Raw genomic sequence first — 25,585 nt, forward strand, 5'->3', positions numbered from 1 at the left:
GGCTGAATTCCATTAAACAGTAAACGCATGCGGCGATCTCGCTAGAAGCAAGCGCTCTTCGATTGTGTGAAAGATCTGAGGTTCTACCCATGCGGCCTAACGCCTGAGTTAAGCCGGGCCGCTTTGCGGCCGAGCGATGTGCTAAACGCTAGCACATAAGTCGAGGCCGCGAAGCGGGCTCGGCTTGAACGAATTGTTAGGACGGTGATCCATTGGCTTTACGGCGCTTCGCTTATTGATCTTTCGCGCCGCGGCGGATCAAAGAATTCTCAAGCATCAGATCGCAATGGCCAGGTTTGGCGTCCGGAACCGCGAGCGAGTAGGTGAGCGCGAACATTGTCGAGTGCGAAGATTTCTCAGTTGTTGCGCGGTGCGCCTATTGCTCTGCTGTTTGCTCTTCAACTGCAAACCTTGGCCTTTCAACACCGGCCTAACGCCTGAGTTAAGCCGGCCTGCGTAGCGGCCGAGCGTTGCGGTATACGTTACCGCATAAACGAGGCCGCGAAGCGGGCTCGGCTTGAACGAACTGTTAGACCGCTGGCCATTCAATTTCGCTTAGAGAAGGCAATGGCAACCAAGGAAAACGCCACGATCCAGACGCCGAAGTTCAATGCGAACATTTCCCAACGAATTTTATCCAAGCCCAGCAAAATACCCAACGCATCGGCAGATCCAACAGGGGAGCTCGCCATCCCATCAACCGCGTATACAAATGGCCAGCCACCTGCAGCTACGTAACAGCCATCTTCGCAGCCCATGATGTCACCGAGTGTGACGTAGGCTTTGCGCGGAACCCAGCTGCTCGCGATAGTCGTGGCTAGCGCGAGTATGACCACCAAGGCTTCTTGGACACGACGACTCAAAGTGTCTCCTGCGGTCTAACGCCTGAATTAAGCCGCGCCGCGAAGCGGCGTCGGCTTGAATGAATTGTTAGATGCCACGCGATGAGGCGTCTACCCCAAGAAATCCGCCGTCCTCAAAGGTGGCCCGGAAATTCTCCTTGTTGCAGCCAGTCATCTTGCCGCAGTGTCTGCACTGAGCGAGGTTACCGAAGAGTGTTGCCGTGTCAAAGGATTCACTGTCACCGAAAAAAATCGGAGAAGGAAACCATTGATTGCAGTGAAGGCAGCGAATGGAAATTTCTTTTGTCTTCGCCATGCGAATCTCTCCAGTGGCATCTAACGCCTGAGTTAAGCCGTGGTGCTGCACGGCCACAATAGGGCAAGAACTTACCCTAAAAGATTGTGGCCGTGAAGCACCATCGGCTTGAACGAACTGTTAGGCAACACGGCCTTTGCCGGTCGTTGATGGAGTTTTAACAGCCTCAAGGTGTTTCACAAACTCTTCAATACAAGGGTACGTCGCCGCCCCTCCCGTAGCCTTACGGAAGTTCTTGAGTAAGTAAACATCCTTTTCTGGTGAAACGAGATCACGGAATTGCTCTTCGAGCATGTCGCGATCTGCAATGTTATTGTTCCATGCACTCAAAATTACCTCTAACGCGTTCAGGTAATTGATCACTTCCCAGCGAAGGGTGGTGGACGACTGTTCGACAGTCAACTTGTAGCTGTCGCCCGCGCAATTCAAGGTATCGCTGAGGGCGGCGTCAAGTAATGGAACATTTTTCTTCTCGACTTCAAATGGCTCTTGGGCATAGAGCCTCTTAGCTTGCTCGTCTGAGAAAGTGTCGACCAATTTTCTCGCCGCAGTTGAGTGCTGAGTTAGATTGCGAACCCATTCTTGCATCAGTTCTACGGACAGCTGTCTCCTCGACCGCTCGTGATCACCTCTAAATTGCTTATAAGCTAACGCGACCGCCCCCGCCGTGACTACATTTGCAGCAGCAGATATCCATTCCGGATCAAAACCCATTTGTGAATCCCCTGATAATCGGTGTGTTGCCTAACGCCTGAGTTAAGCCGTGGTGCTGCACGGCCACAATAGGGCAAGAACTTACCCTAAAAGATTGTGGCCGTGAAGCACCATCGGCTTGAACGAACTGTTAGGCAACACGGCCTTTGCCGGTCGTTGATGGAGTTTTAACAGCCTCAAGGTGTTTCACAAACTCTTCAATACAAGGGTACGTCGCCGCCCCTCCCGTAGCCTTACGGAAGTTCTTGAGTAAGTAAACATCCTTTTCTGGTGAAACGAGATCACGGAATTGCTCTTCGAGCATGTCGCGATCTGCAATGTTATTGTTCCATGCACTCAAAATTACCTCTAACGCGTTCAGGTAATTGATCACTTCCCAGCGAAGGGTGGACGACTGTTCGACAGTCAACTTGTAGCTGTCGCCCGCGCAATTCAAGGTATCGCTGAGGGCGGCGTCAAGTAATGGAACATTTTTCTTCTCGACTTCAAATGGCTCTTGGGCATAGAGCCTCTTAGCTTGCTCGTCTGAGAAAGTGTCGACCAATTTTCTCGCCGCAGTTGAGTGCTGAGTTAGATTGCGAACCCATTCTTGCATCAGTTCTACGGACAGCTGTCTCCTCGACCGCTCGTGATCACCTCTAAATTGCTTATAAGCTAACGCGACCGCCCCCGCCGTGACTACATTTGCAGCAGCAGATATCCATTCCGGATCAAAACCCATTTGTGAATCCCCTGATAATCGGTGTGTTGCCTAACGCCTGAGTTAAGCCGCGCTGCGTAGTGGCACGGCGTTGTGCTAGAAGCTAGCACAAAAGGCCGGGCCACGAAGCGGCGTCGGCTTGAACGAATTGTTAGGCAAGGCTCCCGTCATACCTTGAGGCGCCCTCTGAGGAACTTGCCAGCGGCACCCTTGAGTTCGCACCTGTTAAAGAGCTTGCCCTGAAATTGGAAGTCTTGATCAATCCGTACGATTAGCAATTGCTCAAAGTCGCCTTGACTCTTGACCATCACTCGATCGTTTGATTTCTCGGGTGAAATGGTTTTTACCTCAACCAGCTTGCCGCCAATTGTGCCGTCAGATCCAGCGGTGTGAGTTCCGTGACGACGAAGCCCGAACTTGATCTCAGCGTAGATTTCTCCAAGCTCCCCCCAAACTTGCAAATACCTGCCTGTGTTTTCGAAGTGCCGCATAGCGCACTCTACTAGGTCGTGGAAGATTTCTGTTTGTTCCAGGACGCTGTAGGGAAAACCTTCTCTGCTCTCAAACGGTTCGCATGGCTCTATGGAATGAATATCATCTTCCGGCGTATCTTTGAGTTGGGAGTCAACCCATTCCTGATCGATGTACTCCCATTGCCAAGGTGCTACGCCACATCCCGCAGCATCGGCGATATCTTTGGCGCTGTAGCCGCGCGCATTCATTTCGTAAAGAAAGTCCCAGTCGCCCATGATCCTTTTGCCTTGCCTAACGCCTGAGTTAAGGCGTGCTGCGAAGCGGCATCGCCTTGAACGATTGGTTAGGTTGCAGCATAGCCCAGAACGTAGAAGTCGCACCACGAGAGCAGCGCGAGCGCAGCTTGACGAGCATCGCGCGTCGGAGAACGTAGGCAAGTCGGGGAAGAGCGCCTGGCCGAAGCATCGTGTGTACTCACAACGGGCTTGCAGATAGCGGCGCTTTACCGCTCATTAATTCCCGATGTTTCCTGCTGCAGCCTAACGCCTGAGTTAAGCCGCGCCGTGAACGGTGCGGCGACGCGTGCGAGCGTAGCGAACGCACGCAGGCGGCGCAACGAAACGGCGTCGGCTTGAACGAATTGTTAGACCACTCTGTGATAGCCGTTGAAAGTCAGCTGGATAGTGCGCAGCAGCGGATAGATCTCTGGAATGGCGTTGCTGCGGGCTGGTCCGCAAGTCGCTACAGCCGAGCGAATCTCTGCGAGAAGCTCGTCAATGGAGACTAGTGACGCTTCTCCGAGCGTGTCCCGTCCTTTGGGATGAGACGGCAGAACTGCGATATGACGCACGGGAGTCTCTGGTGGGAGCCAACCGAAGACTTCCGAGAAGACGTACTTCTTTGCGGCAGAGAACTTCTTGGCGAATCGCGCTTCCCGTGTTTCCCAGGTGTGTGCGTCAAGCGACGGCTCGTAGTGAACGAGGTCTTGAGTCTTTGGGTTGTAAGCGAGGACGTCTAGCTCCATCTCCCAGCCGCCATGTTTGAGTCGCCCGACTTTGACGTTCCGGCGAACGAGATAGCCTTGCCAATCCAAGTACTCGACGATCAGCTGTTCGAGATGCGACATGATTTGAAGAGTGGTCTAACGCCTGAGTTAAGCCGTGGTGCTGCACGGCCACAATAGGGCAAGAACTTACCCTAAAAAATTGTGGCCGTGAAGCACCATCGGCTTGAACGAATGGTTAGGTTTCGCGACGAGCCGGACGGAGCCGGGTGAAAGATGCGGCTGGTGCTCTACATGCCGGAGCATGTAGTGCGAGCTGTAGATGCAACCGAAGGCGAGCGTCGAACGCAAGAGTGCATGAAAGCGCCGGGCAAGGCACGCGGACGAAGAACGATCTGGATCGAGACGCGATCACCGCGGCCCGGCGCACGCTGGCAGTTTCCGGATGCGCCACCCAACCTTTTACCGAAGACGAGTGCGGAAACTCGAACGCGGAAGAGCGATTTTGCTTCCGTAAGGCTTTTACTTTTGAAAACGCTTTTCAGGCCCGCAACCTAACGCCTGAATTAAGCCGCACCGCGAAGCGGTGTCGGCTTGAATGAATTGTTAGCCCTCAACGCGATGAAACCGGCCTGATGCTGCATTTCTCTCGAAGGCCGATCCTACCGGCTCCTCTAGGAGATCAAGTGCGGAATCATCTTTGTTGAGAACTGCACCAATAGAGACAAATGCAAGATTCTCTGCGTCATTCATGTAGTCGTCTGATTCGTCTCCAGCTAGAAACCGCCAGCCGCTGTCTTGCTCTGTGTCAGGTTCCTCGCGATAGAGATAGCCGATAGGGTGGCCGTCACACAGAATTCTGTTTGTAACGAAGCAGCGATCCTTGTAGCGATTGACGATATTGTCAGGGTTGTCATGCTCGGTGTTGATGATATGGCGTGCGTCAAACTCAATGGTGTCGCCGGGTTGTAGGTCTTTAATCCAGCGAGGTGTGTTGTCTAGGCTGCCGACAAATGTTCCATCTGGCCGGATCTGCTCAACAATTACCCACATGCGCTCGGCTTCTGGAGCCTCTGGATCAAGGGAGCTGAAATCAAACACGAGCTTGACGTTTTCGCCTGGCTTTATCTGGGCGATGTCTGCCTCAGATGGCTTGAAGAATGTGTATTTGAACTCGCGAGCAGTCTCAGACGAGTCCCTGAGTGTCCAACTTGCCACAATCTTTCCTTTGAGGGCTAACGCCTGAATTAAGCCGTGCCGCGAAGCGGTATCGGCTTGAATGAATTGTTAGAGTGCAGCCCGATTACTGCATGATTAAACCACCATCGACTGCATACTGACTGCCCGTTACATAGGATGAGGCATTGGACAGAAGGAACATTGCCACTGCTGCTGCCTCCTCCGGTGTGCCAACTCGTTGCAAGGGAACCTGATTGACTACAAAGCTCTCGAAGCCTTCGCGTGCCTCATCCGGGAGAAAATTTCTAAAGTTTGTTGCGATTGGCCCAGGCACAAGCGTATTTACTCGAATCCCGCGAGGAGCAAGGGCGCTTGCCCAGGAACGGGCAGCAGCCAGCAGCGCTCCTTTTGATGCAGCGTACAGACTCGTTGCAGCCGCTCCCTCATAGATTGAACTGGATGCAGTGACGACAACAGAGCCATTGTCCTTGAGCAGTGTGGACAAAGCAGCAAGTTGCAGGATGGGGCCACGTACATTTACATCCATGATCTGGTTGTACGTGGGGACAGTGATCTCCTCAAGCGGCCCGATTCTCGCAATCGCTGCATTGAGCCAAAGGCCATCCAATCTGCCAATCTTCTTTACATGGCGAGCAAGGTCAGTTCCGGTTGTTGGGCTGCCCGAATCATTCTCCAGCACGACAGAGCTACTACCCAGCTCTTGCCGCGCAGCGTGCAGACGTTCCGGGTCTAAGCCGGTAATGATGACGCGGCCGCCACTATTGGAGATTTGTTTGGCGGCAGACAGGCCCATGCCACTTGTACCGCCGGTGATCAAATATGTCTTGTCTTTAAAGTTGTACACGACGCCATACCCTTTCACTGCACTCTAACGCCTGAGTTAAGCCGGCCTGCGTAGCGGCCGAGCGTTGTGGTAAACCTTACCGCAAAAACGAGGCCGCGAAGCGGGCTCGGCTTGAACGAATTGTTAGGTCTCTGCGTGATCTGATATGTCCCACTCGCCCCACCGGCGGATGATCTGACCAGAATCGATCTCAATTATTTCAATTCCACGAATGACGGTGGGCTTATGCGTTGGTCCAACATTCATGTAGCGCAGTGCATTGGTGCCGTGTGCAGTCCAGCGCACTGCGACCTTGTTAGCGGACAAATCCACGATCAAATCGTCGACCATCGTCATTAGGTCAGGGAAGGCCTGCGTAAGCTCGGCAAGACCGGCTGCGAATCCAGATTTTGTTGATTCCCGTCCTGCCGAAGCACAGTCCTGGAAGACGTCGGAATGAAGTCGATCAAATAATTCCCAGTTAACAGGTGTGCACCAAAGACTGATCCAATCGTTTGCGATCGTTACCAGATTCTGTGAGCTCATTGCAGAGACCTAACGCCTGAGTTAAGCCGCGCTGCGAAGTGACGAGCGGCGGTGTACGCTGATAAGCGTACCGCCGCGACGGCCACGAAGCAACGTCGGCTTGAACGAATTGTTAGGCGCACGTCACCGTGACTTTGCTACCAATTTTTTCGCTAGCTGATCATGTTCGCTACATTCAATGAGCATGGCGGCAACGCTCGCCTTGTAGGACCTTTTTTCAGTTGCATCATTGTCATAGACGCTCTTGAAATATGAAAGCCAATCAGAATAGAGAAGAAGTGCCACGTCGCTCGCGCTCTTAGAATTGCTGCCTGCTTGAACTGCGATACTGGATGCTTTCAAAAGCCTGTCTCGCTGCGTTTCTAGGGTTTTGAGGCGCGGATCGGAAGTTCGAGAAGTGGTTAGCAGGCTATGATTCATGGCGGCACAACGTGCCATAACAATTCCAGCCTTGAGCGATTGTGTGTGCGATTGAGCGGATAAGGGCTGCCCTGTGACCAGAATAGAGACGGCCAACGCGAAAGTGATTGTCTGAGTCACGGTGTTCTCTGTAAGTGCGCCTAACGCCTGAGTTAAGCCGCGGTGCGCAGTGGCCGAGCGGCGGTGTAGCGTTAGCTTACACCGCAAGCGCGGCCACGAAGCAACGTCGGCTTGAACGATTTGTTAGGCCTTTGGCGGGTTGCCGAGAACGTCCCGCACGACCTCAGCGAAAGAGCGAGAGAAGTAAAGGAAGCTCGTCACTATTGAGGTGAACTCTCCTGAATCCAATTTTCCAAATTCTTGGAGGTGTTGCAAAGCATTTCTGTCGTAGTGAAAGCTAATCTTGTTCCGATAATTAGCGTAGCGCTCAATCTTGCCAATTGGCTCTTGGGTCTTTAATTGAGTAATGCGTGTCTGCGTTTCAGCTAGCAACGACTGGGAAGTGCGGCTGGCAATGGAAAGGATAAGCGGTATGCCTTTCTCGAAGTACCATCGCTTCGCCTCAAAGAGTCGAGAAACGGAGTCTGCCATCCAGAGCAGCTTTACCGGTCCGGGCTGAGACATTGACATGGCCATCAACGTTCTGCCCATATCGAGATGCAGCCAATTTGCCATTGCCCAGATTTCTTTTACATCACTCGGCGTGTCTGCGAAGTAGTGCGAGTCGAGTGCGCGAATGGCTTGGTCAAAGTTGGAAGAAGCTTTTGCTATTGGGTCATTAGCAACCATATTTGTGCAAAGGCCTAACGCCTGAGTTAAGCCGGCCTGCGTAGCGGCCGAACGGTGTGGTAAACCATACCGCACAAGCGAGGCCGCGAAGCGGGCTCGGCTTGAACGAATTGTTAGGCGGCCGGTCGCTTCCGTTGCTGAAGAAACTGCCCGAGGTAAAAAGACGGGAGTGCTATGGCAATCAGAACCAAGTATTTCACTGCCCCAGTGTTCTGAAAATACTCATTGATCAAGTAAGCGATAGCGAATCCAATGCCGAACGTTGCGGCCCTGTACCACTCAGTAGGCCGTTGCATGATCTTTGCGATCACGAAATGAACGACAAGGATGAGCGCGATAAGTAAGGCTGCTGTGGCTAAAGAGTTCAAAGAAGGACCTCAGAAAATTTGTTCCGGCGCCTAACGCCTGAAATAAGCCGTGCCGCGAAGCGGCATCGGCTTGATTGAATTGTTAGACGGCAAACTCGAGCCAATACTTGTGCAGGCCAACAATATTAGACGAGCACAGCATGGGCATTGCCGCTTTGATCTTCTCCAGTGACCAATTCCACCACTCCATCTCCAGAAGCAATGAAATTTCCTCATCGGTGAAGCGTTTCTTAATCTTCTTAGCGGGATTGCCGCCAACGATAGCGTAAGGCTCCACATCTTTTGTCACCAACGAGCGGCTGCCTATCACCGCACCGTGCCCGATCTTGATTCCGGGCATGACCATTGCCTCAGAGCCGATCCAAACGTCATTGCCAATGACAGTATTACCTGCTTTTTGGAAGGCATCGAGTGCGCTTGAGAATGCAGGTTCTTCCTGCATATAAAAGAACGGGAAAGATGATGCCCAGTCGTACCGATGCCCCTGATTGCCAGCCATGATAAAGGAAGCCCCACTCCCGATAGAGCAGAAACTACCGATGATCAACTTATCAACGTCATCACGGTCCGGAAACAGATACCGTGCGCAGTCATCGAATGAGTGCCCATGATAGTAGCCAGAGTAATAGCTGTACCGCCCAACTTTGATATTGGGGTTCTTCACTTGCTCAGAAAGCAGCTTGCCTTTGAAGGGGCTATCAAAGTAGTTGGTCATAAGAGATCCCGCGGTCTGTGACTTTGCCGTCTAACACCTAAGTTAAGCCGACCCGCGTAGTGGAGTGAACCACATGGCAAGCTGTACCTGCCATGTGGTTTGCGTAACGAAGCGGGTTCGGCTTGAACGCATTGTTAGGCCTCATGCCGACGAAGGCTGAAGTACCAGAAGGCAATGCCAGCAAGTGCCCCAAGCCCACCGCATAAACCAAGCATACCCAGCAAATTGGTTGTCCTGTCCATTGCGTGGAATGCGACCGCTGCAAGGGCGCCAGCAAGGCCAGCGCCAATCGGCACTTGCCACCAAGACAGCCAGCCAAGCTTGCGCAATGCTAGATAAAGCGGGACGCCAAACACAAGGGCGGCCGGGAAGGCGATGATTGAACCGAAGGCGAAGTAGCCAACAAAAGTGCCGGCGCAAGTGCCGCGACTACTAAGGCCGACAGCAAGCGCTACGCAATGAGTCGCCGGTACAGCGAGGAGCGCGACAACGACTGCGGCAATGAATGCAGTCGCCGTGGTCAAGATGCCGTGGCGCTTGTTCATGAGGCCTAACACCTGAATTAAGCCGCGCCGCGAAGCGGCGTCGGCTTGAATGAATTGTTAGATGCCAGCCCGATCAATGTGCGCTGACCTTGGATAGCAGATTTAGAACGGCGACGCCACTAACGATAAGTCCCATGCCAACGAACGCCCACAAGTCTAGTTTCTGGCCATGGAAGATCCAAGCGATAGCTGCCACAAGTACGATGCCGAGGCCAGCCCAAACAGCATAAGCAATGCCGACCGGGATGGACTTGATTGCGAGAGAGAGGAAATAGAACGCAAGCCCGTAGCCAGCCACAACTACAACAGAAGGAACTAACTTGGTGAATCCATGGCTGGACTTCAGTGCGGAAGTTGCGACGACCTCACCAAATATTGCAATAGCCAGAAAGAGCCAGTTCTTCACGTGCAATCTCCTCTACGGTATGAAGGATAAATAGTGGTGGCTATGAGTTGCCAAAAACAGTCTTGCGGCTGTCGATTTTCTGTGAGCATACGCAACGCCAAATCTGGCATCTAACACCTGAGTTAAGCCGCGCCGCGAAGCGGCGTCGGCTTGAATGAATTGTTAGGCAACAGCCGAGGCTGGCACCCGATCAACAATCTCTACCCACGTCTCCCCATCAATTGTCAGGACGGGCCCACCGATAAAAATTTCCTTGTCGTTGAAACTGGCGATCTGACGCGGAGCATCATGCACTGATGGGTCTTTTGCCCGGCACATGACAAAGTAGGTCTTTGCACCATTGCGTATCAACTCAACGTGAGCGAGGCGCTCAGCGTATCCAAGGTTGTCACGCCCCCGACCATCACCATACTTTTCCAAGTGCGTGATCTGCACAAGAAGCTTGCCATCTTTGCGTGCGGTTCCGTCTTGCCAGACACGCAGCGCAACAGCCCCATCATTACGGACAGCGCCCCATGACCAGCGAGTATTCGCCAATGGCGCGCCAATGCTGTCAAAGAACTTTGCTAGCGACATAACTTTCTCTGTTGCCTAACGCCTGAGTTAAGCCGGCCTGCGTAGCGGTACGGCGTTGTGCTAAAAGTTAGCACATAAGCCGATGCCGCGAAGCAGGATCGGCTTGAACGAATTGTTAGGTGTCATGGCGTTACAAACAAACACCTGTTCTGCCTATCGTTACGTTCTGAACAACTCTCCTCTCGTTGAGTTGCAGGTTGACGCTTGTGAACGTTTTTGCACATGGGAAGTGAGGCCAACGAGTATCAATTCCTTCTCGGGCGAAAAGGACAATACTTCTATCCTCTCCGGTGTTTACTACGCTAAATTCGTTTGAATGCGCCCACTTTAGCGCCGTGACTTCCGAGATTCCTGGCTTTAAATGTTGGGGTATTACAGCTGCCCAATGTTCTTGTTGTGCACGCTCAGCCGTTGTCTGACTGCACGCCGTTAGTGCCAATACCAAGAAGATTGCATAGGAATTCTTCATGACACCTAACACCTGAGTTAAGCCGACCTGCGTAGCGGAGGCGGCTGCATGGCAAGCTTTCTCTGCCATGCGGTCGCTGTAGCGAAGTAGGTTCGGCTTGAACGAATAGTTAGGCTGCAAGATAGGTTCCGCAAGCCGAGAGTGCAACCGCCGCGACCAGGAGATGTGGCCGGAGCCGACGAGCTGGCTTGAAGATGTGTCCGAAGCATGCGTCGAGTGCGAGCGAGCGTGCAGCGGCGGACCAGCGGGCGAGGGACGTTCTGGAGCCTGACACGAGCTTCACCGTGGCCCGCCACGCCGGGAAGCTCCCGGAGCCCAACACACCGTGGCACCGAAGGCGAGACAGGAAGCGTCGAGTGCAAACGACACGAAAGACCAGCAGAAAGGCGAGTGTGTTCCCCGCCACATGGTTTGTATAAGAGGGACTAGGCGGGATAAGCCGGGAAAAATTGGGCCGAAACTCAAATGAAATAAGGGTTTGAGGCCCATTTGACGCCGGAACTAGCGGGGCGGGTTGCGTCACATGGTTTGTGCGCGGCGCCGCCCCGCCGCCATTTTGCGACACATGGTCTGCTCAACAGGCCGGCAGGTCCGTCACCAGGCTGCAACCGGTCTCGGCGGCATCGACGTACCCATACATCCGGTCCAGGAGGTCGTCCACCTGGGGATCGGTGAGGTCGGAGAGGTGCTCGGCGCCGCGGCTGTCCAGGAAGAGCGTGATTGCCTCCTGCCAGCGGTACATGTTGGCGATGCGCGTGATTTCCCGGCATTTGCGGGCGCGGGGCGTCTGATCGAGCAACTGGTCGCCGTAGCCCGGCATGGCCACCGGCGGGCTGGGCGTGGCGCCAGCGTCCGCCAGCATGGTGGTCAATTCGTCGAGGGTGAAGACCGGCATTTCGTCGTCCTGGGGTGCTGGGACGACATGCTGCCGGGCTGATCTCTCACAGATTGAGACGGCCTAGAAGCCTTTAAAACCGGGGAAATTGGACGGTTCAGGCATGTCAGCGTTCACCGGCTCACCCATGATCCTGGCTAGCAGCTGGTCCACCGGCTGGGCGGTCTCCGGCTCGTTGTCGGTGAACAGCAGGTAGAGCAGCACGCTGGCCCTGGCGAGCTGGTTGGCCGAGGGCAGCTTGTTGAACCGCTGGAAGACGCCTATGGCCGATTCCACCGCCTTCTGCATCATCTCCGGGTCCAGCTTTGCACCGGAACTGCCTTGTTTTTCAGCATCGATGCGCTCCGGGCCTTTGCCAGTGAGCAGCCAATTGATGTTCCAGCCTTCACGGCATAAGTGGATCAGATCGCTCGCTGAAGGCTCTCGCTCACCGCGCTCCCAGCGGGAGTAGGTGTTCTTGTAGACACCCATTCGGAGGGCCATGCCTTCCTGCGTGTCACCCCCTCGGGCTACTAGCAACCTGGCTCCTATCGCCTTCCGACTTGAGTCGGAAGCGGAGTCGGAAGTGCTTTCAACGCTTCCGACTTCGCTAAACCCCTTGTTTTCAAGAGTTTTCATGCATTTCGTCCGATCGGGGTTCGTCGAAAGAGTCGGAAGCCCGAAAGGGGTTGACGACTATCCCGAACGGGTCTATGGTTGTGCCCCATACAAGTCCCTTGTTTGGAAGCGCACATGGCAACTGCCCCCAGCACGAAAAAACCAGTCAACAAGGACTGGCACTGGAAAGACCTCTTGGCGGCGCTGGCCAAGCGGGGTTGGAGCCTGCGTCAGATCGGCCTGGCCGAGGGCTACCCGGATGGGTCAGCGCTGGGCGAAACCGCCCGCCGCGCGTACCCGAAGGCCGAAGCCATTCTGGCCGCCTACGCCGGGATCGATCACCCGATGGTGATCTGGCCGAGCCGCTATGACGCACATGGCAATCCGAACCGTCGCCGCGGGCCTGCGCCGAGGAAGGGAACGCCACCCCGCAAGGCTACCACCCACGTGCTGGCGGGCAATCCGCAAAAGGCGGCAGCCGCATGAACAACCCGGTTGTCCACCTCTGGGCCGCGCTGCGGCCCCGCCGGCGGCTCGCCCGGCTCGATGCCCTGGCCGCGCTGCTGCTGGCCAGCACCGAGCAGCTGCTACTGCGCCGCGCCGACACCTGCGCCTTCAGCGAGTGGGCCGGGATCTGGGATGCCGTCTACGACGAACACCAGCGCATCGCCCGCCCTTGGTGGCGCTCCTTCTTCAGCCTGGCCCGGGTCAACGGGTGGGGATCAGCCGGCCAGTGCCCCGCGAGTCATAGCGCGAAAACCCCGGCAGTGCGTGAGTCGGCACGCCGCGTAGCGGCTCTGGCCCGGAAGGGCCGGGAAGACCTGGCCGGCGCGAACGCGCAGCGGCCTGATCCGGTGGGGGTGTCGTCATGACGCGAGCGCGCAACGACGCCCTCACCGGGGAGCTCTTCAGCGCCATTCCTTCGCCAATGCCGGCGGTGCCGGGCGCGATGGATTTCCGCAAGCCGGTGGCCGAGCTGGTGGCCGGCTTGCTGGCCAATGCCAAGCGCGACCGCTACGACGTGGCCGCCCGCATCAGCCGCCTGTGTGACCACGAAACCAGCAAGGCGCTGCTCGACAGCTACACCGCGCCGAGCCGTGAGGAATGCAACCTACCGCTGTGGAAGGTGCCGGCGGTCGAGATCGCCTGCAACAGCCGGGCGGTGACGGAGTGGCTGGTCGGGATCCACGGCGGCCGCGTGCTGTGGGGCAGCCAAGTGCTGCAAGCCGAGCTGGGCAACGTGGAAAGCCAGATCCAGGCGCTGCAGGCCCAGCGCCGGCAGCTGCGCGAGTGCGTGCGGAGGCAGAAGTGATGGCCGACGGTAGCCGCTCCGAATACCTGGAGGCACGCGCCCTCGGCGACGCGCTGAAGATCTCGCCCCGCGGCGTGCGGATGCGCGCCGAGAAGGAAGGCTGGCCGACCGAAACCCGTACCGGCGTGGGCGGTAAGACGAAGGTCTATCCGCTGGCCACGCTGCCGGAAGACGTGCGCGCCGCGCTGGCACGCCACCGCGCGTTGCAGGCCGCTTCGAACGCCCCGAAAACGCCCGCCGAAGCCGCCGGGCGGGTGACCGCGCGGGGCCTCAAGATCGCCGAGACCGTGGACGCCGCCAGCGCGCAGCGCGAACGCGAGCGCGGCCAGGCCGCCGCCGCGGCGCTGACGGGCAAGGCCCGCGAGCGGATGGAGGCGAAGACCGAGCTGCTGGCGCGGCTGACGGCGTTCGCCGCCGCGCGCGGCGTCGGCAAGTGCGCCGCGATGGACGAGTTCTGCGACGCCTACAACAGCGGGGCAATGGAGGTGCCGCACTACGTGCGCCACCACACCGGTGCCGACCTGCACCCGCAGACGCTGCGCCGCTGGGCGCGGGCAATCAAACAGGCAGGCACGGCCGCGCTGGCCGGCGCCTACGGCAACCGGCGCGGCTCGGGCTTCATCGAGTCCCGGCCGGAGCTGCTGGATTTCATCAAGGGCGTCATCGCCGAGAAGCCGACGATCAGCGCCAAGTTGCTGCATGACGCGATCGACGCGCGGATGCCGCAGCACCTGCCGAAGAAGCGGACGCTCGAGCGTTTCCTGCTGCGCTGGAAGGCCGAGAACCCGGCGCTGTTCATGGCGATCAGCAACCCCGACGCGTGGAAGAACCGGCACATGCCGGCCTTCGGCAGCTACTCGGACGGCATCGTCCGGGTGAACCAGCTGTGGATGGCGGACTCCACGCCGGCCGACGTGATGCTCAAGGACGGGCGCCATTCGCTGATCGGCGTGATCGACGTGGCCACGCGCCGCTTCAAGTTGCACGTCAGCAAGACCAGCAGCGCGGACGCGGTGTGCCAGCTCACGCGGCGCACGATCATTGCCTGGGGCGTGGCCGAGGCCATCAAGATGGACAACGGCCGCGACTACGCCAGCGAGCGCGTGGGCGCGCTGCTGACCGGGCTTGGCATCGAAGCGCGCTTCTCCACGCCGTTCTCGCCCTGGGAAAAGCCGCACATCGAGCGCGCCTTCCGCACCTTCAGCCACGGCCTGTTGACGCTGCTGCCGGGCTACATCGGCCACGACGTGGCCGAAGCGCAGGCGATCCGCGCACGGGAAGCCTTCAGCGATCGCCTCTTCAAGAAGAACGAAGTGGTCGACATGAACCTGACGGCTGCCGAGCTGCAGGCGTTCGCCGACCGCTGGTGCGAGCAGGTCTACATGCACGAGCCGCACAGCGGCGAGGGGATGGATGGCCTGACGCCGGCGCTGAAGCTGGCGCAGCAGCGCGACGTGGTCCGCATGGTGCAGGACGTGCGTGCGCTGGACGTGCTGATGGGCGCCGGCCAGGTGGTGAAGGTGCAGAAGAAGGGCGTGCGCCTGGACAAGCTGACCTACATCGCCGAGGACCTGGGCGCGCTGGTCGGCGAGCAGGTGCTGGTGCGCCGCGACGAAGGCGACATCGGCCGCATCGTGGTCTACCACCGCGACGCCTTCCTCTGCATCGCTGAATGCCCCGAGGTCACGGGCGTCTCCATGAAGGAGATCGCGATCGAGGGCCGCCGCCAGGCGACCGCCGAGATGCAGCGCCTGAAGCGCGAGATGAAGGCCCTGGGCAAGAAGGCGAAGACCGCCGAGCTGGCCGAGGACATCCTGCGTCGCAAGGCCGAGCAGAACGCCAGCCTCACGCCGTTCCCGGCGCCGAATGTGGCCTACATGACGCCGGCGATCGAGGCGGCGAGCGAGGCCGCAGACGCCCTGGCGCGCTACGACAGCGGCGCGCCCACGCAGGAAGAGGAGCTGGCGAAGCTGGCCGACGTGATCGAGCTGGTGCGCGACGAGCAGCGCGCCGACGACAGTGCTGAGCAGCGCTTCGCCACCGCGCTGGCCACGTTGCTCAAGCCCGAGGCCGAGCGAAACGACCTGGAGCGCATGCGCCTCAAGACCTACCAGTCCAGCGCGGAGTTCACCAGCCGCTGGGAATTGCTCACCGAGTTCGGGGCGGAGATGTTCGGTCTCTCCGCCGATTTCAACGCGTTGCTTCCCACCGACGCGCCTTTCAACAAGCAAGGGGCTTTCTGACATGCAGAACAAGGTTGTTCCCATCTCCAACGTGCAGCGCCTGGCGGAAGCCTGCGAGACGCTGCTCAACCGCGCACCCGGCACGCCCGGCATGGCGCTCTGCGACGGACCGGCCGGCCTGGGCAAGACGGTCGCCATCGGCTGGCTGGCCACGCGCAAGCACGCGGTGTTCGTCCGCGCGCTCTCGACCACGACGGCCACCAGCCTGATGGATGCGATCGCCTTCGAGCTCAACATCGAGCCGGGCCGCACGCTGGCGGGCAAGGTGCAGGCGATCGTGGCCGAGCTGGTGCGCACGCAGCGCCCGCTTTTCATCGACGAGGCCGACTACATCATCGGCCGGGACGGCCACGAGAACCGCCTCCAAGGCGCGATCCGCGACCTGCACGACCTGTCCGACGTGCCGGTGGTGCTGGTGGGCATGGCGGGCATCCACAAGAAGATCCACCGCTTCCCGCAGCTGGCCGGCCGCATCGCTCACCGCGTCGAGTTCCGGCCCTGCACCGCGCAGGACGCCGCGATGCTGGCCAAGCAGCTGATCGACATCGAGGTCGCCCCCGATCTGCTCGAGGACCTGCGCCGCCGCGCCAGCGGCAGCGTGCGCTTGGTCACCAACGGGCTGGCCAAGGTCGAGCAGTTCGGCCGCAAGCACGGCAAGGCTCGCATGGAGCTGGCCGACTGGCCGCGCGGCGAGGCGTTCTTCCTGGGCGACGACGCACGCGCGAAGGCGGTGGCCTGACATGGCGCCTCCCACCACCCGCGGGAATGCCTGGCGGCGCGCCACCAACAAGGCGCGCCGCAACGATCACCGCTGCGGAAAGCTGTGGTACGCCGCGCGCGTGCTGCGCCGCTTCACCGCCAGCGACCTGGTCGCGGTGGCCGACTACCCCAACCGCAAGTCTGCGCAGGCCTGGCTCAACAAGCTGCGCCACGCCGGTTATTTCCGGACCAGCCGCAACGGCAACGACGAGGCGATCTGGACGCTGATCCGCGACTCCGGCCCGGTCTGCCCGGCCATCGTCCGCGCCCGCACCAGCGTGTGGGATTTCAACACCGAGAAGGAGTACGCGATCCATGCACAGCGCGCATGACGATGACGCGTGGCTGGAGGTGCTGCGCACGCACCGCCAGACGCACGGCGGCAAGAAGACGGCTGAGGTGATCGGTTACAGCGCCACGGTGGTCAGCCAGGTGCTGTCCGGGACCTACAAGGGCGACATGAAGGCCGTTCAACAGAAGGTCGAAGGGGCCTTGATGGGCGCGACCGTGGACTGCCCGGTGATCGGCGAGCTGCCGCGCAACCGCTGCCTGGAATACCAGCGCCTGCCGTTCGCCGCCAGCAATCCACTGCGCGTGCGCTTCACCAGCGCGTGCCCGAAGTGCCCGAACCGGCGGGGTGCGGAATGAACAAGGCCCAGTTGAAGCGGATGAAGGTCGAGTTCGAGGCCTACATGAAGAAGGCGAAGGCGAACGGCAGTCACGTCCTCACCTACACCCGCCCCTGCGGCTGCGGCCAGATAGAGACGCTGGCGCCGAAGGCATTTGGCCATGTGTGGGATTCGCTCACCACCTGCCCGGATTGTGGCGCGCTGTATTTCAAGGTGATCACGCACGACAGGGTTTTGGTGCGGTCGGAAGCAGGGGGGGCGCTATGTCACGCCTGAACGACGACCTGGCCAAGGCCTTCCAACTGGTCAACGGCATCGGCGCCGCGCCGGGCGTGGACGTGACCGCGCGCCTGCAGGCGTTGCAGCAGCTGCAGGCGCAGATGGACCGGGTGATGCGTGGGCTGCGGGAACAGCAGACCGATCAACTCAAAGCGCACGGGACGGGCCGCGCGTGCGCGCCGGCGTCCATAGGCTCCGGGGCGACCTCAAAGGGAGACGCACGATGAACAAGACGAAGACGCTGGGCCTGCTCGCCGTCAGCTGGGTGCTGGCAGCACAGTTCGGCGCCGTGATTACAGCGCGAGATTGCCCGATATGGGTGCTCGTGTTGGTCTCCGGTGTGCTTGGCTTGCTGATCGCTGAAGTCTGGTGCCGCGTGGGCGAGGGCACCTGACATGCAGCCGGCCCTCTTCGCACGCGAACTCACCCCGGACGCCGTGCTGGCCGCGCTGCTGCTGCGCGTCGGCCCGGCCAACGGCGCCGATGCGCACACGCTGGCCAGCGAAGTGCTCGGCGTGGACGCAGGCGGCGCCGACGAGCGCCGGCTGCGCCAGGTGATCGAGAAGCTGCGCAACGACGGACATCCCGTCTGCGCCACGCCCGAAGAGGGCTACCACTACATGGGCGACGCCGCGGACTTGAACCGCACCTGCGTCTATCTGACGCGCCGCGCCATCACTTCACTCAAGCAGGTGGCCGCGATGAAGCGGATCGCCCTGCCAGACATCTACGGGCAGCTCGGCCTTGAGCTGCCGCAAGGGGAAGAAGCATGACCATCCGCAACAACGACGCCGCCCGCGCGGCGTTCGAGCTGGCGTTGATCGCACTGGACAAGCTGTTGGCCATGCGCGCCGGCAAGGTGCTGGCCGTTTACTACGGGGGCCAGAAGCCGGTGATCGAGATCGAAAAGCCGCCGCGTTTCGTGACGGGCGCGCTGATCCGTCGCATGGCGATTAACAACGACTTGGCCGCCACCTATGCCGCCCCGTTCCACGGCGTGCAGCTGCAGTGGACGATCGTCACGCCGATCGCACGCGAGGTCGGCCATGCGTGATACGAACGTGACCGCCGAGATCCGCGACGTGCTGGCCAAGGCCACGACGCCCATGACGGCGGTAGAGGTGTGGGACGCCCTGGTCGCCCGCGACTGCTACACACCCTACGGCACCATCCGCTCGATTCTGAGCATGGGTGTGAAGCGGGGCGAGTTCCTGCAGCCCAAGTCGCGCCCCGGCACCTTCACCGCGAATCCCGACTGGATCCATCCCGACCGGAAGCTGCCGGCGCCGCGGTCATCCAGGCCCAAGCCCACCCTGGCGATGCGCGTTAGTGCCCTGGTCGAGGACCTGCAGGAGATGCAGCTCGAGGCAGCCAACGCCGGCGTCTGCGAGGACATCAGCATGGGCATCGGCAGCCTGCTGCGCGGCGCAACGCGGCTGCGCCGGGAGCTGGAGTGCTGACATGCACCCGGCCTTCAAGCCACTTCGCGTTCCGACCAGAGGCCACGACCGCTATCGCGTGGGCGAGCTGGGTCTGGAGGCGCGATGCAATCGCTGCGGCGAGTGGTGGCCGGCCGATACCGAATTCTTCAACGCCCGCACCGAAGGCACGCCCCGTAGCTGGTGCAAGGGCTGCGAGCGCGACGCAAAACGACACCCCCCGCGATCCACAAGCCCGGCGGCAACCGGCACCACCACGAGAGAACCGAAATGAGCAAGAAAACCCGACTGAAGGCGGAGGCCGTCGCCGTCACCTTCTCCAACCCCTTCGAGGCCAATGCGGCCATCGAGCGCATCGGCCACGCCCAGCGTGAGCGCGAGCGCATCGAGACGGCCATGAACGCGGAGCTGGCCGAGATCCGCGCCCGCTTCGAGGACCAGGCCGCGCCGCACGCCGAGGTGATCAAGGTGCTGCGCCAGGCCGTGCAGGTCTACTGCGAAGGCAACCGCGCCGACCTGACCAAGGGCGGCAAGAAGACCTATGCCTTCGCGGCGGGCGAGGTGTCCTGGCGCACCCGGCCGCCGAAGGTCAACGTGCGCGGCGAGGGCATCGTCATCGCCACGCTCAAGAAGCTGGGGCTGGACCGCTGGATCCGCACCAAGGAAGAGCTGGACAAGAACGCCATCCTGGCCGACCCCGAGGCCGCCGCGCTGGTCGAGGGCGTGCAGGGCCTGTCGATCAGCCAAGGCGAGGACTTCGTGATCAAGCCCTTCGAGACCAAGATCGAGGAGGTGCAGTGATGCGCGCCGGAGAAACCGAGGTCAACGTGCGCTACACCGCGGGCACGTACGTCGCGCGCGGCGGTGGCAAGTCCTGCAGCAGCACGGCCGGTGGCGACAACGCGGTGGTCGGGCTGGTGCAGAAACTGGGCTGGTACGGCGGCTACAGCGTGCGCGGCGAGCAGCAGCTGGAAGCCAACCACACACGCCTGTGGATCAAGCGGGAGGGCCGCTGATGGACGTGCTGCCCGCCCACGCGGTCACGCCGACCGACAACCGCAGCCCCATGCGCCGGATCTCCGGCGCGTCGGCCGCCATCCACCCCGCGCGTGAGCTTTCGGTGCTGGACCAGCTGGAGGCCGAACGGCGCCTGCAGCTGCTTGCCGGCGCCGCCCGCGTCGCGCTCTGCACCGGAGCCGAGGAATGAAGAAGAAGGCTGAAGGCGTGCGCCCGGACGGCATGACCCACAAGGAGCACAGCCTGGCCACGCTGAATCTGGCGCTGCAGATCGCCGATGAAGCTGCCCGGAGCGACGTCGAGTGCTACGCGCACTGCGTGGATTTCCAAGTGCTGGGGGTCTTCGACCTGAGCGTGCCCCAGGAGAATTCCGATCGCGATGGGCAGGGCGCTGAGGAGCTGGCCATTGCCCAGCGCGCTGCCCGCTACATCGACCTGCGCATGCCGCACCTGCCGTACACGATGCACCGCGACCCCGCCAACCCGAACCGCGTCTGGTTCACCGACAAGGAGTGACCCGATGAAAGCCTCCCTCCGCGAACAGCGCATCAGTGCCGCCATCGTCGGCGGCGCCTTGCTGGTCATCTGCCTGGCGATCGCCTTGGGCGAGACGCCGGCCGGCCAGTGGCTGTGGGGCCTGTGATGGCCGCGCAAGCCGATCCGCGCCGGCAGCGCCTGGCCCGCATCCACATGGGCAAGAAGGCGCTGGGCCTGGCCGAGCGCGAGTACCGCGCGTTCCTGCTGCGCCACAGCGCGGACGCGCATGGCGTGGGTGGTTTCGACAGCGCGGCCAACATGAGCCCGCAGCAGCACCAGCAGGTGCTGGCGGCGATGGCGGCGCAGGGTTTCCGGGTGGAGCGGGTGGCCGCGAACAAGCGGCGCCGCTGGCCAGGCGAGCCCAAGGACTGCGACAGCCGGCCGCTGCTGGGCAAGGTGCGGGCGTTGCTGGCCGACGGCAGCAAGCCGTGGAGCTACGCGCACGCGATGGCCGAGCGCATGGCCGGCGTGAAGCGCGTGGAGTGGTGCAACGACGAGCAGCTGCACAAGTTGGTGGCGGCGCTGGCGGTGGATGCCAGGAGGAAGGTGCGTTGATCCAAGGCAACTGCCCCGCCTGCGCCTTCCAGGGCGACATCGAGGCCTTCTTCTCGGACGACGAGTGGAAGCGCCTGGTGGCGGTTGTGGCTGAGCTGCCGCCGGAGTGCGGCCGGGCTTTGATGCGCTATCTGCGCCTGTTCAAGCCGGCTAAAACGGGGCTTCGAGCGGCGCGTGCGGTGAAGCTCTCGCGCGAGCTGCTGGCGCTGATCCAGGCCGGCGCTGTCTGCGCGGACGATCGCGGCGGGGTTCGGCGCCCGGCCACGCCCGCCCACTGGGCGGAGGGCATGGAACTGATGCTGGACCAGCGCACCGGCTTGAGCCTGCCGCTGGCCAACCACAACTACCTGCGCAAGGTCGTGTTCGACTTGGCTGACAAGCAGGACGCAGCGGCGGAGCGTCAGCGCGAGGCCCAAGCCCGTGCCGGAACGCACTTGGCCACCGCGTCGGGCAAGTCCGAGCGGCGTGTCAGCGAGACACCGCTACAGGCGCAGCTGGCGTGGATCGCGCGGATGGTGGATATGGGCGGCATGACGCCCGAGCAGGCGGAAGACGAGCGCGCGAAGGCGCGGGCGAAGCATGGAGCGGGCAATGGCTGAAGAGCAGCTCGGCATGCTTCCGGATGACCCGGGCGACGGCGATAGCGGTCGCTACGCGGACGTGCCGCGCCACAAATGGCCCAAGAACCTGATCGAGATGATCGAGGTGGCCGAGGCCCGCTTCAAGCGCAACGGTATGGACGACGCGGCCGCGTTCCGTTGGGCGCGCGAGGTGACGGTAGCGCTGGCGCGGCACTTCGGTGGCCGGCCGTTCTACCTGCCCACAGGTGACGCGCTGGACAGCGTGCTCAAGCACGAGGAAATCTACCGCCGCGCCAACCGCGATAACATCGAGGCGCTCGCTGCGGAGTACGGGCTGACGGTCAGCCAGATCTACCGGATCGTCCGCCAGCAGCAGAAGCTGCACATCAAACGTACGCAGCGCGAGCTGCCTTTTAAGGGGGAGTGAGGATGTCCAAGATATTTCTTGCGCTAGTAATGGTTGCGCTGACGAGCTGCGCCACCGTTTCGAAAGTGCCCTTCGAAGTAAGTGCGCCGCAGCATGTAATCGACCGAAATTACACGATTGGACAGCCCGCTTCGTCTTACGTGGGTGGATCGGTGGTTCGTGTGAAGGACTACTGGGTAAGCACTGCATCCCAGCAAGAACTGGTGGCCGACAATGATTTCGTGCTGGACATGCCCATGTTGGTTCCGGATGAGACGTTCCGGCGTGGCGAGCGTTTTCGCGTGGAAGGGACGATTGAGCGGGAAGGCCGGACCTATCGAATCGCGCAAGCACCACGCCCATCAATGAATGCTCTTGGGTTCTTGATTAAAGAGGATGGGAGTTTCGACGGGCGTGCGGTTGGGATAGGCGGCGCCTACATGGGATTCACCTACACTCCTAATCCGTCTAGCATCAGGCTGAAGTCGGAAACGAGCACCACCGTTCTTAGCGATAGCGGTTTCACCAACTATGAGATTGTCTATACGGGCGCGAGCAGCGATGCGATCACGATGATGTATCGTGAGTTCACGCCAGATAACATGGCGCGGCCCGCTTTCACGCAGAATCTTACATACGCTCGAAATTCTCAGTACATCAGGTTCCGCGATGTCCGGATCAAAGTAATCGAAGCTTCGAACGAACAGTTGAGGTACATAGTGGAAGCCGATGGCCACAACTGATCTCTGGCGTTAACACGCGAAGCCCCGCACCTGCGGGGCTTTTTTGTTGGCTTGAGTGGCGCGCGCCACTCCCGATGACCAGCACCAGATCGGCATCTTGAAGGCTCCGAAGGCGGGCGGCGTGGGACGCCCGCCCTTCCGGCCGCCGGCGTCACCCCTTCGCCGGCGGCCACCCTATCAAGGAGCCGCCATGAAGTTCGAAAAAGCCAAGAATGCGCTGCAGCACCTGGACGCGTTCTTCGACCGCGTCGGTTACGTCTGGGCGCTGCTGCTGGTCAGCCTGTTGTTGCTGGCTGTGATCGCCCCGCTCAATCCGCAGCTGCTGGCCAGCTACGTGTGGGCGGCGAGCAAGATCGCGATGGCGGCCGCCGGCGGCTACGTCTTCGACTGGGTTGCCTTCCGCCACAACGACCCGGACAACCTGGACGGGATCGAGATGTCGATGGCGCGCAACCGGCGCGCGACGTTGATCGGCTGCGCGTTGATCGCGGTCGGCCTGATCGGCTGATCAATATGGCCGGCGTCGATTTCGACTGCTACATCCGCCGACGCGCCGCGCTGGGGCTGCTGGGCAGCACAGTGCGCTATGCGCTGGCCGCGCTGCTGATGGCGTTCGCGGTGGCCAGCTGCCTGCCGACACCGGCTGCGGCCGCGCCGCAGAAGGCGGCCAGTGTTCGCATCCCGCCCGCCTCGGCGTTGTACCGCCACCGGGTTGAACAGGCGGTGGCGCGGGCTTGGGGTGTGCGTGGCTCGCCGTCGCTGCTGGCGGCCCAGCTGCACCAGGAGTCCACTTGGCGCGCTGATGCGCGATCGCATGCGGGGGCGCTTGGCATCGCCCAGTTCATTCCTTCGACAGCCGCATGGGCCGGGGAATTCTGGCGCGCGGAGCTAGGCGATTTCGATCCGTTCAATCCGCAGCAGGCCATCATGGCCGCCGCGCTTTACGACAAGCACCTGTACGACGACGCCCGCCGCATCGGCCAGGGCCAGTTCACGTTCTGCAGCCGCTGGGCGTTCGCGCTCCGGGCGTACAACGGCGGCCCGGGCATGCTGCGCCGTGAGCGCATGCTGGCCTGGAACAACGGCAGCAACGCCAACGACTGGCTCGCCGTAGAGCCCTATCGCGCCCGCGCGAAGTGGGCGCACAAGGAAAACATCGGCTACCCGCGACGAATCCTGCTGGTGTTGGAACCGGCCTACATCGCGGCCGGCTGGCCGGGAGGCCCGACATGTCCGTGAAGCAGGTTTTCGCCCTGTCGCGCTCGGCGGGGCTTCTTCCGTATGCCGGCATTGCAATGTTGGTGGTCGCAGTGCTGGCGGGTGCGGGCGGGACCTGGTTTGGCTACCGCTGGCACAAGGGCGCCACGGCCATCGCGCAGAACGCGCAGCTGCGCAAGGACGTGAAGGCGTGGGAGGACATCGCCGAACGTCAGTTCCAGATCAACGTGGACACCGCCCTGGCCATGCATCAGGCCGCCGGGCGCATGGACGCGATCGCACATCAACGGGAGTTGGACCGTGAGGAAATCCGTACCTTCTTCGAAGGCCAGTCGCAGGCGCTTCAAACGCTGCTTCGCCATCGGCCTGATCTGCAGCGCCAGCTTGGCGATGACGTCCTGTGCCACCTCAACCGTGCGAAAGCCGGACCCGCCGCCAACCCCGCCACCGCCGTCCCCGGCTGCCAGCCTGATGCAGTCGTGCCCGGCGCTGCCGTTCCTGCGCGACAGCAGCGCGGCGGCGCTGATCGCGGACGGCGACAACACGGCCCAGATGTACCACGACTGCCGCGATGGCAAGAACAGCCTGATCAGCGCGGTGAAGGAGTGGGAGAAGACCGCGTGGCAGTGGTACTGCGACGCGGTGAAACGGGCGGGGCTGAAGGTCGGGGAATGCCCGGCCGGGAAGTGAAATGAGCGATGACGCCGACAAAGTCACCGCGGACGACGAGCGCGCCTGGGATCTGTTCGACCGGCAGCGCAAGGCGGCGCGTGACGCAGAGATGCGCACGGTGCTGAAGCGCGTGGCGCTGCATTGCCTGGACTGCGGGGCGGAGATCCCCGCAGCGCGTCTGATGGCGGTCCCCACAGCTACCCGCTGCGTGCAGTGCGGAACCGCGAAGGAACGCACATGGAGCATCTAGTCGTTCCGATGCTGACGGTGCTGGTTGCGCTGTCGCTGGTCACGATCCTGCTGGTGGGGCTGCTGTGGTGGCAGCACAACGGTCTGGCGGCGCGCGTCGCCGCGATCGAGTCCACCCAGAAGCACCTGCTCAACCACGCCGACGCCCGAATGATCTTCGAGCGGCTGTCGAGCATGGAAGGCCAGGTCAACACGCTGTCGCAGCTGACGCGGTCCGTGCAGCAGCACCTATTGGACAAGGAGAAGAAATGAAGAGCTTCGCCGAACGACTGCGCGAGGATCGCCGCCTGGTGATGCTGCGCATCCTGGCCGAGCAGCCCGGCTACCGGGCCAACAGCTCGATCATGCACGCCGGCCTGCAGCACCTGGGCGTGGTGGCCAGCCGCGACGACGTGCGCACCGATGCGCACTGGCTGCGTGACCAGGGGCTGATCTCGATCACCGAGGCGGCGCCCGGCATCGAGGTGTACGCGCTGGCCAGCCGCGGCTCCGAGGTTGCCGACGGCCATTGCCTGGTCCCCGGCGTGAGCCGGCCGAGCCCGAAGTAA

At 60.9% G+C, this 25,585-nt stretch carries 45 protein-coding genes; 28 read left to right on the top strand and 17 right to left on the bottom strand.

The window, feature by feature from the left end; all coding sequences use genetic code 11:
* Window positions 1–545: 545 nt before the first annotated feature.
* The 17 genes from DCD74_RS12545 to DCD74_RS02305 all read right to left on the bottom strand — a co-directional run bounded on the left by DCD74_RS12545 (window position 546) and on the right by DCD74_RS02305 (window position 12,272).
* Window positions 546–863 (bottom strand): hypothetical protein, encoded by a 318-nt coding sequence (locus DCD74_RS12545; protein WP_162615855.1) that lies wholly within the window; start codon window positions 861–863, stop codon window positions 546–548.
* Window positions 864–930: 67 nt separating this feature from the next.
* Window positions 931–1,158: a hypothetical protein gene (locus DCD74_RS12810; RefSeq protein ID WP_112925881.1), complete on the bottom strand. Its 228-nt coding sequence runs from the start codon at window positions 1,156–1,158 to the stop codon at window positions 931–933.
* Window positions 1,159–1,278: 120 nt separating this feature from the next.
* Window positions 1,279–1,872 carry a hypothetical protein gene (locus tag DCD74_RS12550; RefSeq protein ID WP_162615856.1) on the bottom strand — a complete coding sequence of 198 codons (594 nt, stop codon included), beginning with the start codon at window positions 1,870–1,872 and terminating at the stop codon, window positions 1,279–1,281.
* 130 nt (window positions 1,873–2,002) lie between these two features.
* Window positions 2,003–2,593: a hypothetical protein gene (locus DCD74_RS12555; RefSeq protein ID WP_162615857.1), complete on the bottom strand. Its 591-nt coding sequence runs from the start codon at window positions 2,591–2,593 to the stop codon at window positions 2,003–2,005.
* A 146-nt stretch (window positions 2,594–2,739) separates the two neighbouring features.
* On the bottom strand, window positions 2,740–3,321 hold the full coding sequence (locus tag DCD74_RS02245; RefSeq protein ID WP_112925868.1) for a hypothetical protein: 582 nt from the start codon (window positions 3,319–3,321) through the stop codon (window positions 2,740–2,742).
* A gap of 368 nt (window positions 3,322–3,689) precedes the next feature.
* On the bottom strand, window positions 3,690–4,172 hold the full coding sequence (locus tag DCD74_RS02250; protein WP_112925882.1) for a hypothetical protein: 483 nt from the start codon (window positions 4,170–4,172) through the stop codon (window positions 3,690–3,692).
* Window positions 4,173–4,655: 483 nt separating this feature from the next.
* Window positions 4,656–5,267 carry an immunity protein Imm33 domain-containing protein gene (locus tag DCD74_RS02255; protein WP_112925883.1) on the bottom strand — a complete coding sequence of 204 codons (612 nt, stop codon included), beginning with the start codon at window positions 5,265–5,267 and terminating at the stop codon, window positions 4,656–4,658.
* Window positions 5,268–5,352: 85 nt separating this feature from the next.
* Complete coding sequence (locus tag DCD74_RS02260) at window positions 5,353–6,093, bottom strand: SDR family oxidoreductase (RefSeq protein ID WP_112925884.1); 741 nt, start codon at window positions 6,091–6,093, stop codon at window positions 5,353–5,355.
* A 123-nt stretch (window positions 6,094–6,216) separates the two neighbouring features.
* Window positions 6,217–6,618 (bottom strand): ester cyclase, encoded by a 402-nt coding sequence (locus DCD74_RS02265; RefSeq protein WP_112925885.1) that lies wholly within the window; start codon window positions 6,616–6,618, stop codon window positions 6,217–6,219.
* A 123-nt stretch (window positions 6,619–6,741) separates the two neighbouring features.
* Complete coding sequence (locus DCD74_RS12565) at window positions 6,742–7,158, bottom strand: hypothetical protein (RefSeq protein WP_162615859.1); 417 nt, start codon at window positions 7,156–7,158, stop codon at window positions 6,742–6,744.
* 123 nt (window positions 7,159–7,281) lie between these two features.
* The gene (locus tag DCD74_RS02270; RefSeq protein WP_162615860.1) at window positions 7,282–7,827 is read right to left on the bottom strand and encodes a hypothetical protein; all 546 of its coding nucleotides are present in this window, start codon (window positions 7,825–7,827) and stop codon (window positions 7,282–7,284) included.
* 450 nt (window positions 7,828–8,277) lie between these two features.
* Window positions 8,278–8,910 (bottom strand): type B-3 chloramphenicol O-acetyltransferase CatB3, encoded by a 633-nt coding sequence (locus tag DCD74_RS02280; RefSeq protein ID WP_000186237.1) that lies wholly within the window; start codon window positions 8,908–8,910, stop codon window positions 8,278–8,280.
* 134 nt (window positions 8,911–9,044) lie between these two features.
* Window positions 9,045–9,455: a hypothetical protein gene (locus DCD74_RS02285; RefSeq protein ID WP_112925888.1), complete on the bottom strand. Its 411-nt coding sequence runs from the start codon at window positions 9,453–9,455 to the stop codon at window positions 9,045–9,047.
* A 73-nt stretch (window positions 9,456–9,528) separates the two neighbouring features.
* Window positions 9,529–9,861: a quaternary ammonium compound efflux SMR transporter QacL gene (gene qac / locus DCD74_RS02290; protein WP_015059047.1), complete on the bottom strand. Its 333-nt coding sequence runs from the start codon at window positions 9,859–9,861 to the stop codon at window positions 9,529–9,531.
* A gap of 162 nt (window positions 9,862–10,023) precedes the next feature.
* Window positions 10,024–10,437 (bottom strand): hypothetical protein, encoded by a 414-nt coding sequence (locus DCD74_RS02295; RefSeq protein ID WP_112925889.1) that lies wholly within the window; start codon window positions 10,435–10,437, stop codon window positions 10,024–10,026.
* Window positions 10,438–11,480: 1,043 nt separating this feature from the next.
* Window positions 11,481–11,801, bottom strand: coding sequence for a hypothetical protein (locus DCD74_RS02300; protein WP_112925890.1), 321 nt, complete (start codon window positions 11,799–11,801; stop codon window positions 11,481–11,483).
* Window positions 11,802–11,864: 63 nt separating this feature from the next.
* A complete protein-coding gene (locus DCD74_RS02305) occupies window positions 11,865–12,272 on the bottom strand; it encodes a helix-turn-helix domain-containing protein (RefSeq protein WP_162615861.1) in 408 nt (135 codons plus the stop codon).
* 261 nt (window positions 12,273–12,533) lie between these two features.
* Here DCD74_RS02305 and DCD74_RS02310 point away from each other — a divergent pair, with 261 nt between their 5' ends.
* The 28 genes from DCD74_RS02310 to DCD74_RS02435 all read left to right on the top strand — a co-directional run bounded on the left by DCD74_RS02310 (window position 12,534) and on the right by DCD74_RS02435 (window position 25,585).
* On the top strand, window positions 12,534–12,884 hold the full coding sequence (locus DCD74_RS02310) for a helix-turn-helix domain-containing protein (RefSeq protein ID WP_112925892.1): 351 nt from the start codon (window positions 12,534–12,536) through the stop codon (window positions 12,882–12,884).
* Window positions 12,881–13,270, top strand: a complete 390-nt coding sequence (locus tag DCD74_RS02315) for a hypothetical protein (protein ID WP_112925893.1) — start codon at window positions 12,881–12,883, stop codon at window positions 13,268–13,270. Before DCD74_RS02310 ends, DCD74_RS02315 begins: the two co-directional genes overlap by 4 nt.
* Window positions 13,267–13,710, top strand: a complete 444-nt coding sequence (locus DCD74_RS12570; protein WP_162615862.1) for a hypothetical protein — start codon at window positions 13,267–13,269, stop codon at window positions 13,708–13,710. Before DCD74_RS02315 ends, DCD74_RS12570 begins: the two co-directional genes overlap by 4 nt.
* A complete protein-coding gene (locus DCD74_RS02320) occupies window positions 13,710–15,953 on the top strand; it encodes a Mu transposase C-terminal domain-containing protein (RefSeq protein ID WP_162615863.1) in 2,244 nt (747 codons plus the stop codon). Before DCD74_RS12570 ends, DCD74_RS02320 begins: the two co-directional genes overlap by 1 nt.
* A gap of 1 nt (window position 15,954) precedes the next feature.
* Complete coding sequence (locus DCD74_RS02325) at window positions 15,955–16,692, top strand: AAA family ATPase (RefSeq protein WP_112925895.1); 738 nt, start codon at window positions 15,955–15,957, stop codon at window positions 16,690–16,692.
* A gap of 1 nt (window position 16,693) precedes the next feature.
* Entirely contained in the window at window positions 16,694–17,044 is a 351-nt protein-coding gene (locus tag DCD74_RS02330) for a hypothetical protein (RefSeq protein ID WP_112925896.1), read from the top strand.
* Window positions 17,028–17,360: an XRE family transcriptional regulator gene (locus tag DCD74_RS02335; RefSeq protein WP_112925897.1), complete on the top strand. Its 333-nt coding sequence runs from the start codon at window positions 17,028–17,030 to the stop codon at window positions 17,358–17,360. The genes DCD74_RS02330 and DCD74_RS02335 overlap by 17 nt, the downstream gene beginning before the upstream one ends.
* Window positions 17,357–17,617 carry a hypothetical protein gene (locus tag DCD74_RS02340; protein ID WP_112925898.1) on the top strand — a complete coding sequence of 87 codons (261 nt, stop codon included), beginning with the start codon at window positions 17,357–17,359 and terminating at the stop codon, window positions 17,615–17,617. Before DCD74_RS02335 ends, DCD74_RS02340 begins: the two co-directional genes overlap by 4 nt.
* Window positions 17,605–17,847, top strand: a complete 243-nt coding sequence (locus tag DCD74_RS02345) for a hypothetical protein (RefSeq protein ID WP_112925899.1) — start codon at window positions 17,605–17,607, stop codon at window positions 17,845–17,847. The genes DCD74_RS02340 and DCD74_RS02345 overlap by 13 nt, the downstream gene beginning before the upstream one ends.
* Window positions 17,844–18,014 carry a hypothetical protein gene (locus DCD74_RS12575; protein ID WP_162615864.1) on the top strand — a complete coding sequence of 57 codons (171 nt, stop codon included), beginning with the start codon at window positions 17,844–17,846 and terminating at the stop codon, window positions 18,012–18,014. Before DCD74_RS02345 ends, DCD74_RS12575 begins: the two co-directional genes overlap by 4 nt.
* A 1-nt stretch (window position 18,015) precedes the next feature.
* Window positions 18,016–18,393: a hypothetical protein gene (locus DCD74_RS02350; RefSeq protein WP_112925900.1), complete on the top strand. Its 378-nt coding sequence runs from the start codon at window positions 18,016–18,018 to the stop codon at window positions 18,391–18,393.
* The gene (locus DCD74_RS02355) at window positions 18,390–18,674 is read left to right on the top strand and encodes a hypothetical protein (protein WP_112925901.1); all 285 of its coding nucleotides are present in this window, start codon (window positions 18,390–18,392) and stop codon (window positions 18,672–18,674) included. The genes DCD74_RS02350 and DCD74_RS02355 overlap by 4 nt, the downstream gene beginning before the upstream one ends.
* Window positions 18,667–19,080: a hypothetical protein gene (locus DCD74_RS02360; protein ID WP_112925902.1), complete on the top strand. Its 414-nt coding sequence runs from the start codon at window positions 18,667–18,669 to the stop codon at window positions 19,078–19,080. The genes DCD74_RS02355 and DCD74_RS02360 overlap by 8 nt, the downstream gene beginning before the upstream one ends.
* Before the next feature lie 249 nt (window positions 19,081–19,329).
* Window positions 19,330–19,860 (top strand): host-nuclease inhibitor Gam family protein, encoded by a 531-nt coding sequence (locus DCD74_RS02365; protein WP_112925903.1) that lies wholly within the window; start codon window positions 19,330–19,332, stop codon window positions 19,858–19,860.
* Window positions 19,860–20,075 carry a hypothetical protein gene (locus DCD74_RS02370; protein WP_112925904.1) on the top strand — a complete coding sequence of 72 codons (216 nt, stop codon included), beginning with the start codon at window positions 19,860–19,862 and terminating at the stop codon, window positions 20,073–20,075. The genes DCD74_RS02365 and DCD74_RS02370 overlap by 1 nt, the downstream gene beginning before the upstream one ends.
* Window positions 20,075–20,266: a hypothetical protein gene (locus tag DCD74_RS02375; RefSeq protein WP_112925905.1), complete on the top strand. Its 192-nt coding sequence runs from the start codon at window positions 20,075–20,077 to the stop codon at window positions 20,264–20,266. Before DCD74_RS02370 ends, DCD74_RS02375 begins: the two co-directional genes overlap by 1 nt.
* The gene (locus tag DCD74_RS02380; protein ID WP_112925906.1) at window positions 20,263–20,592 is read left to right on the top strand and encodes a hypothetical protein; all 330 of its coding nucleotides are present in this window, start codon (window positions 20,263–20,265) and stop codon (window positions 20,590–20,592) included. The genes DCD74_RS02375 and DCD74_RS02380 overlap by 4 nt, the downstream gene beginning before the upstream one ends.
* Window positions 20,593–20,596: 4 nt before the next feature.
* Window positions 20,597–20,719, top strand: a complete 123-nt coding sequence (locus tag DCD74_RS13080; protein ID WP_257791647.1) for a hypothetical protein — start codon at window positions 20,597–20,599, stop codon at window positions 20,717–20,719.
* Window positions 20,719–21,168: a regulatory protein GemA gene (locus DCD74_RS02385; protein WP_162615866.1), complete on the top strand. Its 450-nt coding sequence runs from the start codon at window positions 20,719–20,721 to the stop codon at window positions 21,166–21,168. Before DCD74_RS13080 ends, DCD74_RS02385 begins: the two co-directional genes overlap by 1 nt.
* On the top strand, window positions 21,165–21,767 hold the full coding sequence (locus DCD74_RS02390; protein WP_112925908.1) for a hypothetical protein: 603 nt from the start codon (window positions 21,165–21,167) through the stop codon (window positions 21,765–21,767). The genes DCD74_RS02385 and DCD74_RS02390 overlap by 4 nt, the downstream gene beginning before the upstream one ends.
* Window positions 21,760–22,176, top strand: coding sequence for a Mor transcription activator family protein (locus tag DCD74_RS02395; RefSeq protein WP_162615867.1), 417 nt, complete (start codon window positions 21,760–21,762; stop codon window positions 22,174–22,176). The genes DCD74_RS02390 and DCD74_RS02395 overlap by 8 nt, the downstream gene beginning before the upstream one ends.
* A 2-nt stretch (window positions 22,177–22,178) precedes the next feature.
* Window positions 22,179–22,898, top strand: coding sequence for a hypothetical protein (locus DCD74_RS02400; protein ID WP_162615868.1), 720 nt, complete (start codon window positions 22,179–22,181; stop codon window positions 22,896–22,898).
* A 190-nt stretch (window positions 22,899–23,088) separates the two neighbouring features.
* Entirely contained in the window at window positions 23,089–23,406 is a 318-nt protein-coding gene (locus DCD74_RS02405; RefSeq protein WP_112925911.1) for a putative holin, read from the top strand.
* A 5-nt stretch (window positions 23,407–23,411) separates the two neighbouring features.
* A complete protein-coding gene (locus tag DCD74_RS02410) occupies window positions 23,412–24,137 on the top strand; it encodes a transglycosylase SLT domain-containing protein (RefSeq protein ID WP_112925912.1) in 726 nt (241 codons plus the stop codon).
* Entirely contained in the window at window positions 24,128–24,811 is a 684-nt protein-coding gene (locus tag DCD74_RS12580) for a hypothetical protein (RefSeq protein ID WP_162615869.1), read from the top strand. Before DCD74_RS02410 ends, DCD74_RS12580 begins: the two co-directional genes overlap by 10 nt.
* Entirely contained in the window at window positions 24,808–25,038 is a 231-nt protein-coding gene (locus DCD74_RS02425; RefSeq protein WP_112925915.1) for a TraR/DksA family transcriptional regulator, read from the top strand. The genes DCD74_RS12580 and DCD74_RS02425 overlap by 4 nt, the downstream gene beginning before the upstream one ends.
* 8 nt (window positions 25,039–25,046) lie before the next feature.
* On the top strand, window positions 25,047–25,289 hold the full coding sequence (locus DCD74_RS02430; RefSeq protein ID WP_112925916.1) for a hypothetical protein: 243 nt from the start codon (window positions 25,047–25,049) through the stop codon (window positions 25,287–25,289).
* Window positions 25,286–25,585: a VpaChn25_0724 family phage protein gene (locus tag DCD74_RS02435; protein ID WP_112925917.1), complete on the top strand. Its 300-nt coding sequence runs from the start codon at window positions 25,286–25,288 to the stop codon at window positions 25,583–25,585. Before DCD74_RS02430 ends, DCD74_RS02435 begins: the two co-directional genes overlap by 4 nt.

Origin of the sequence: Lysobacter oculi (genome assembly GCF_003293695.1) — a bacterium.
In the GTDB taxonomy this organism is placed as follows: Bacteria; Pseudomonadota; Gammaproteobacteria; order Xanthomonadales; family Xanthomonadaceae; genus Solilutibacter; species Solilutibacter oculi.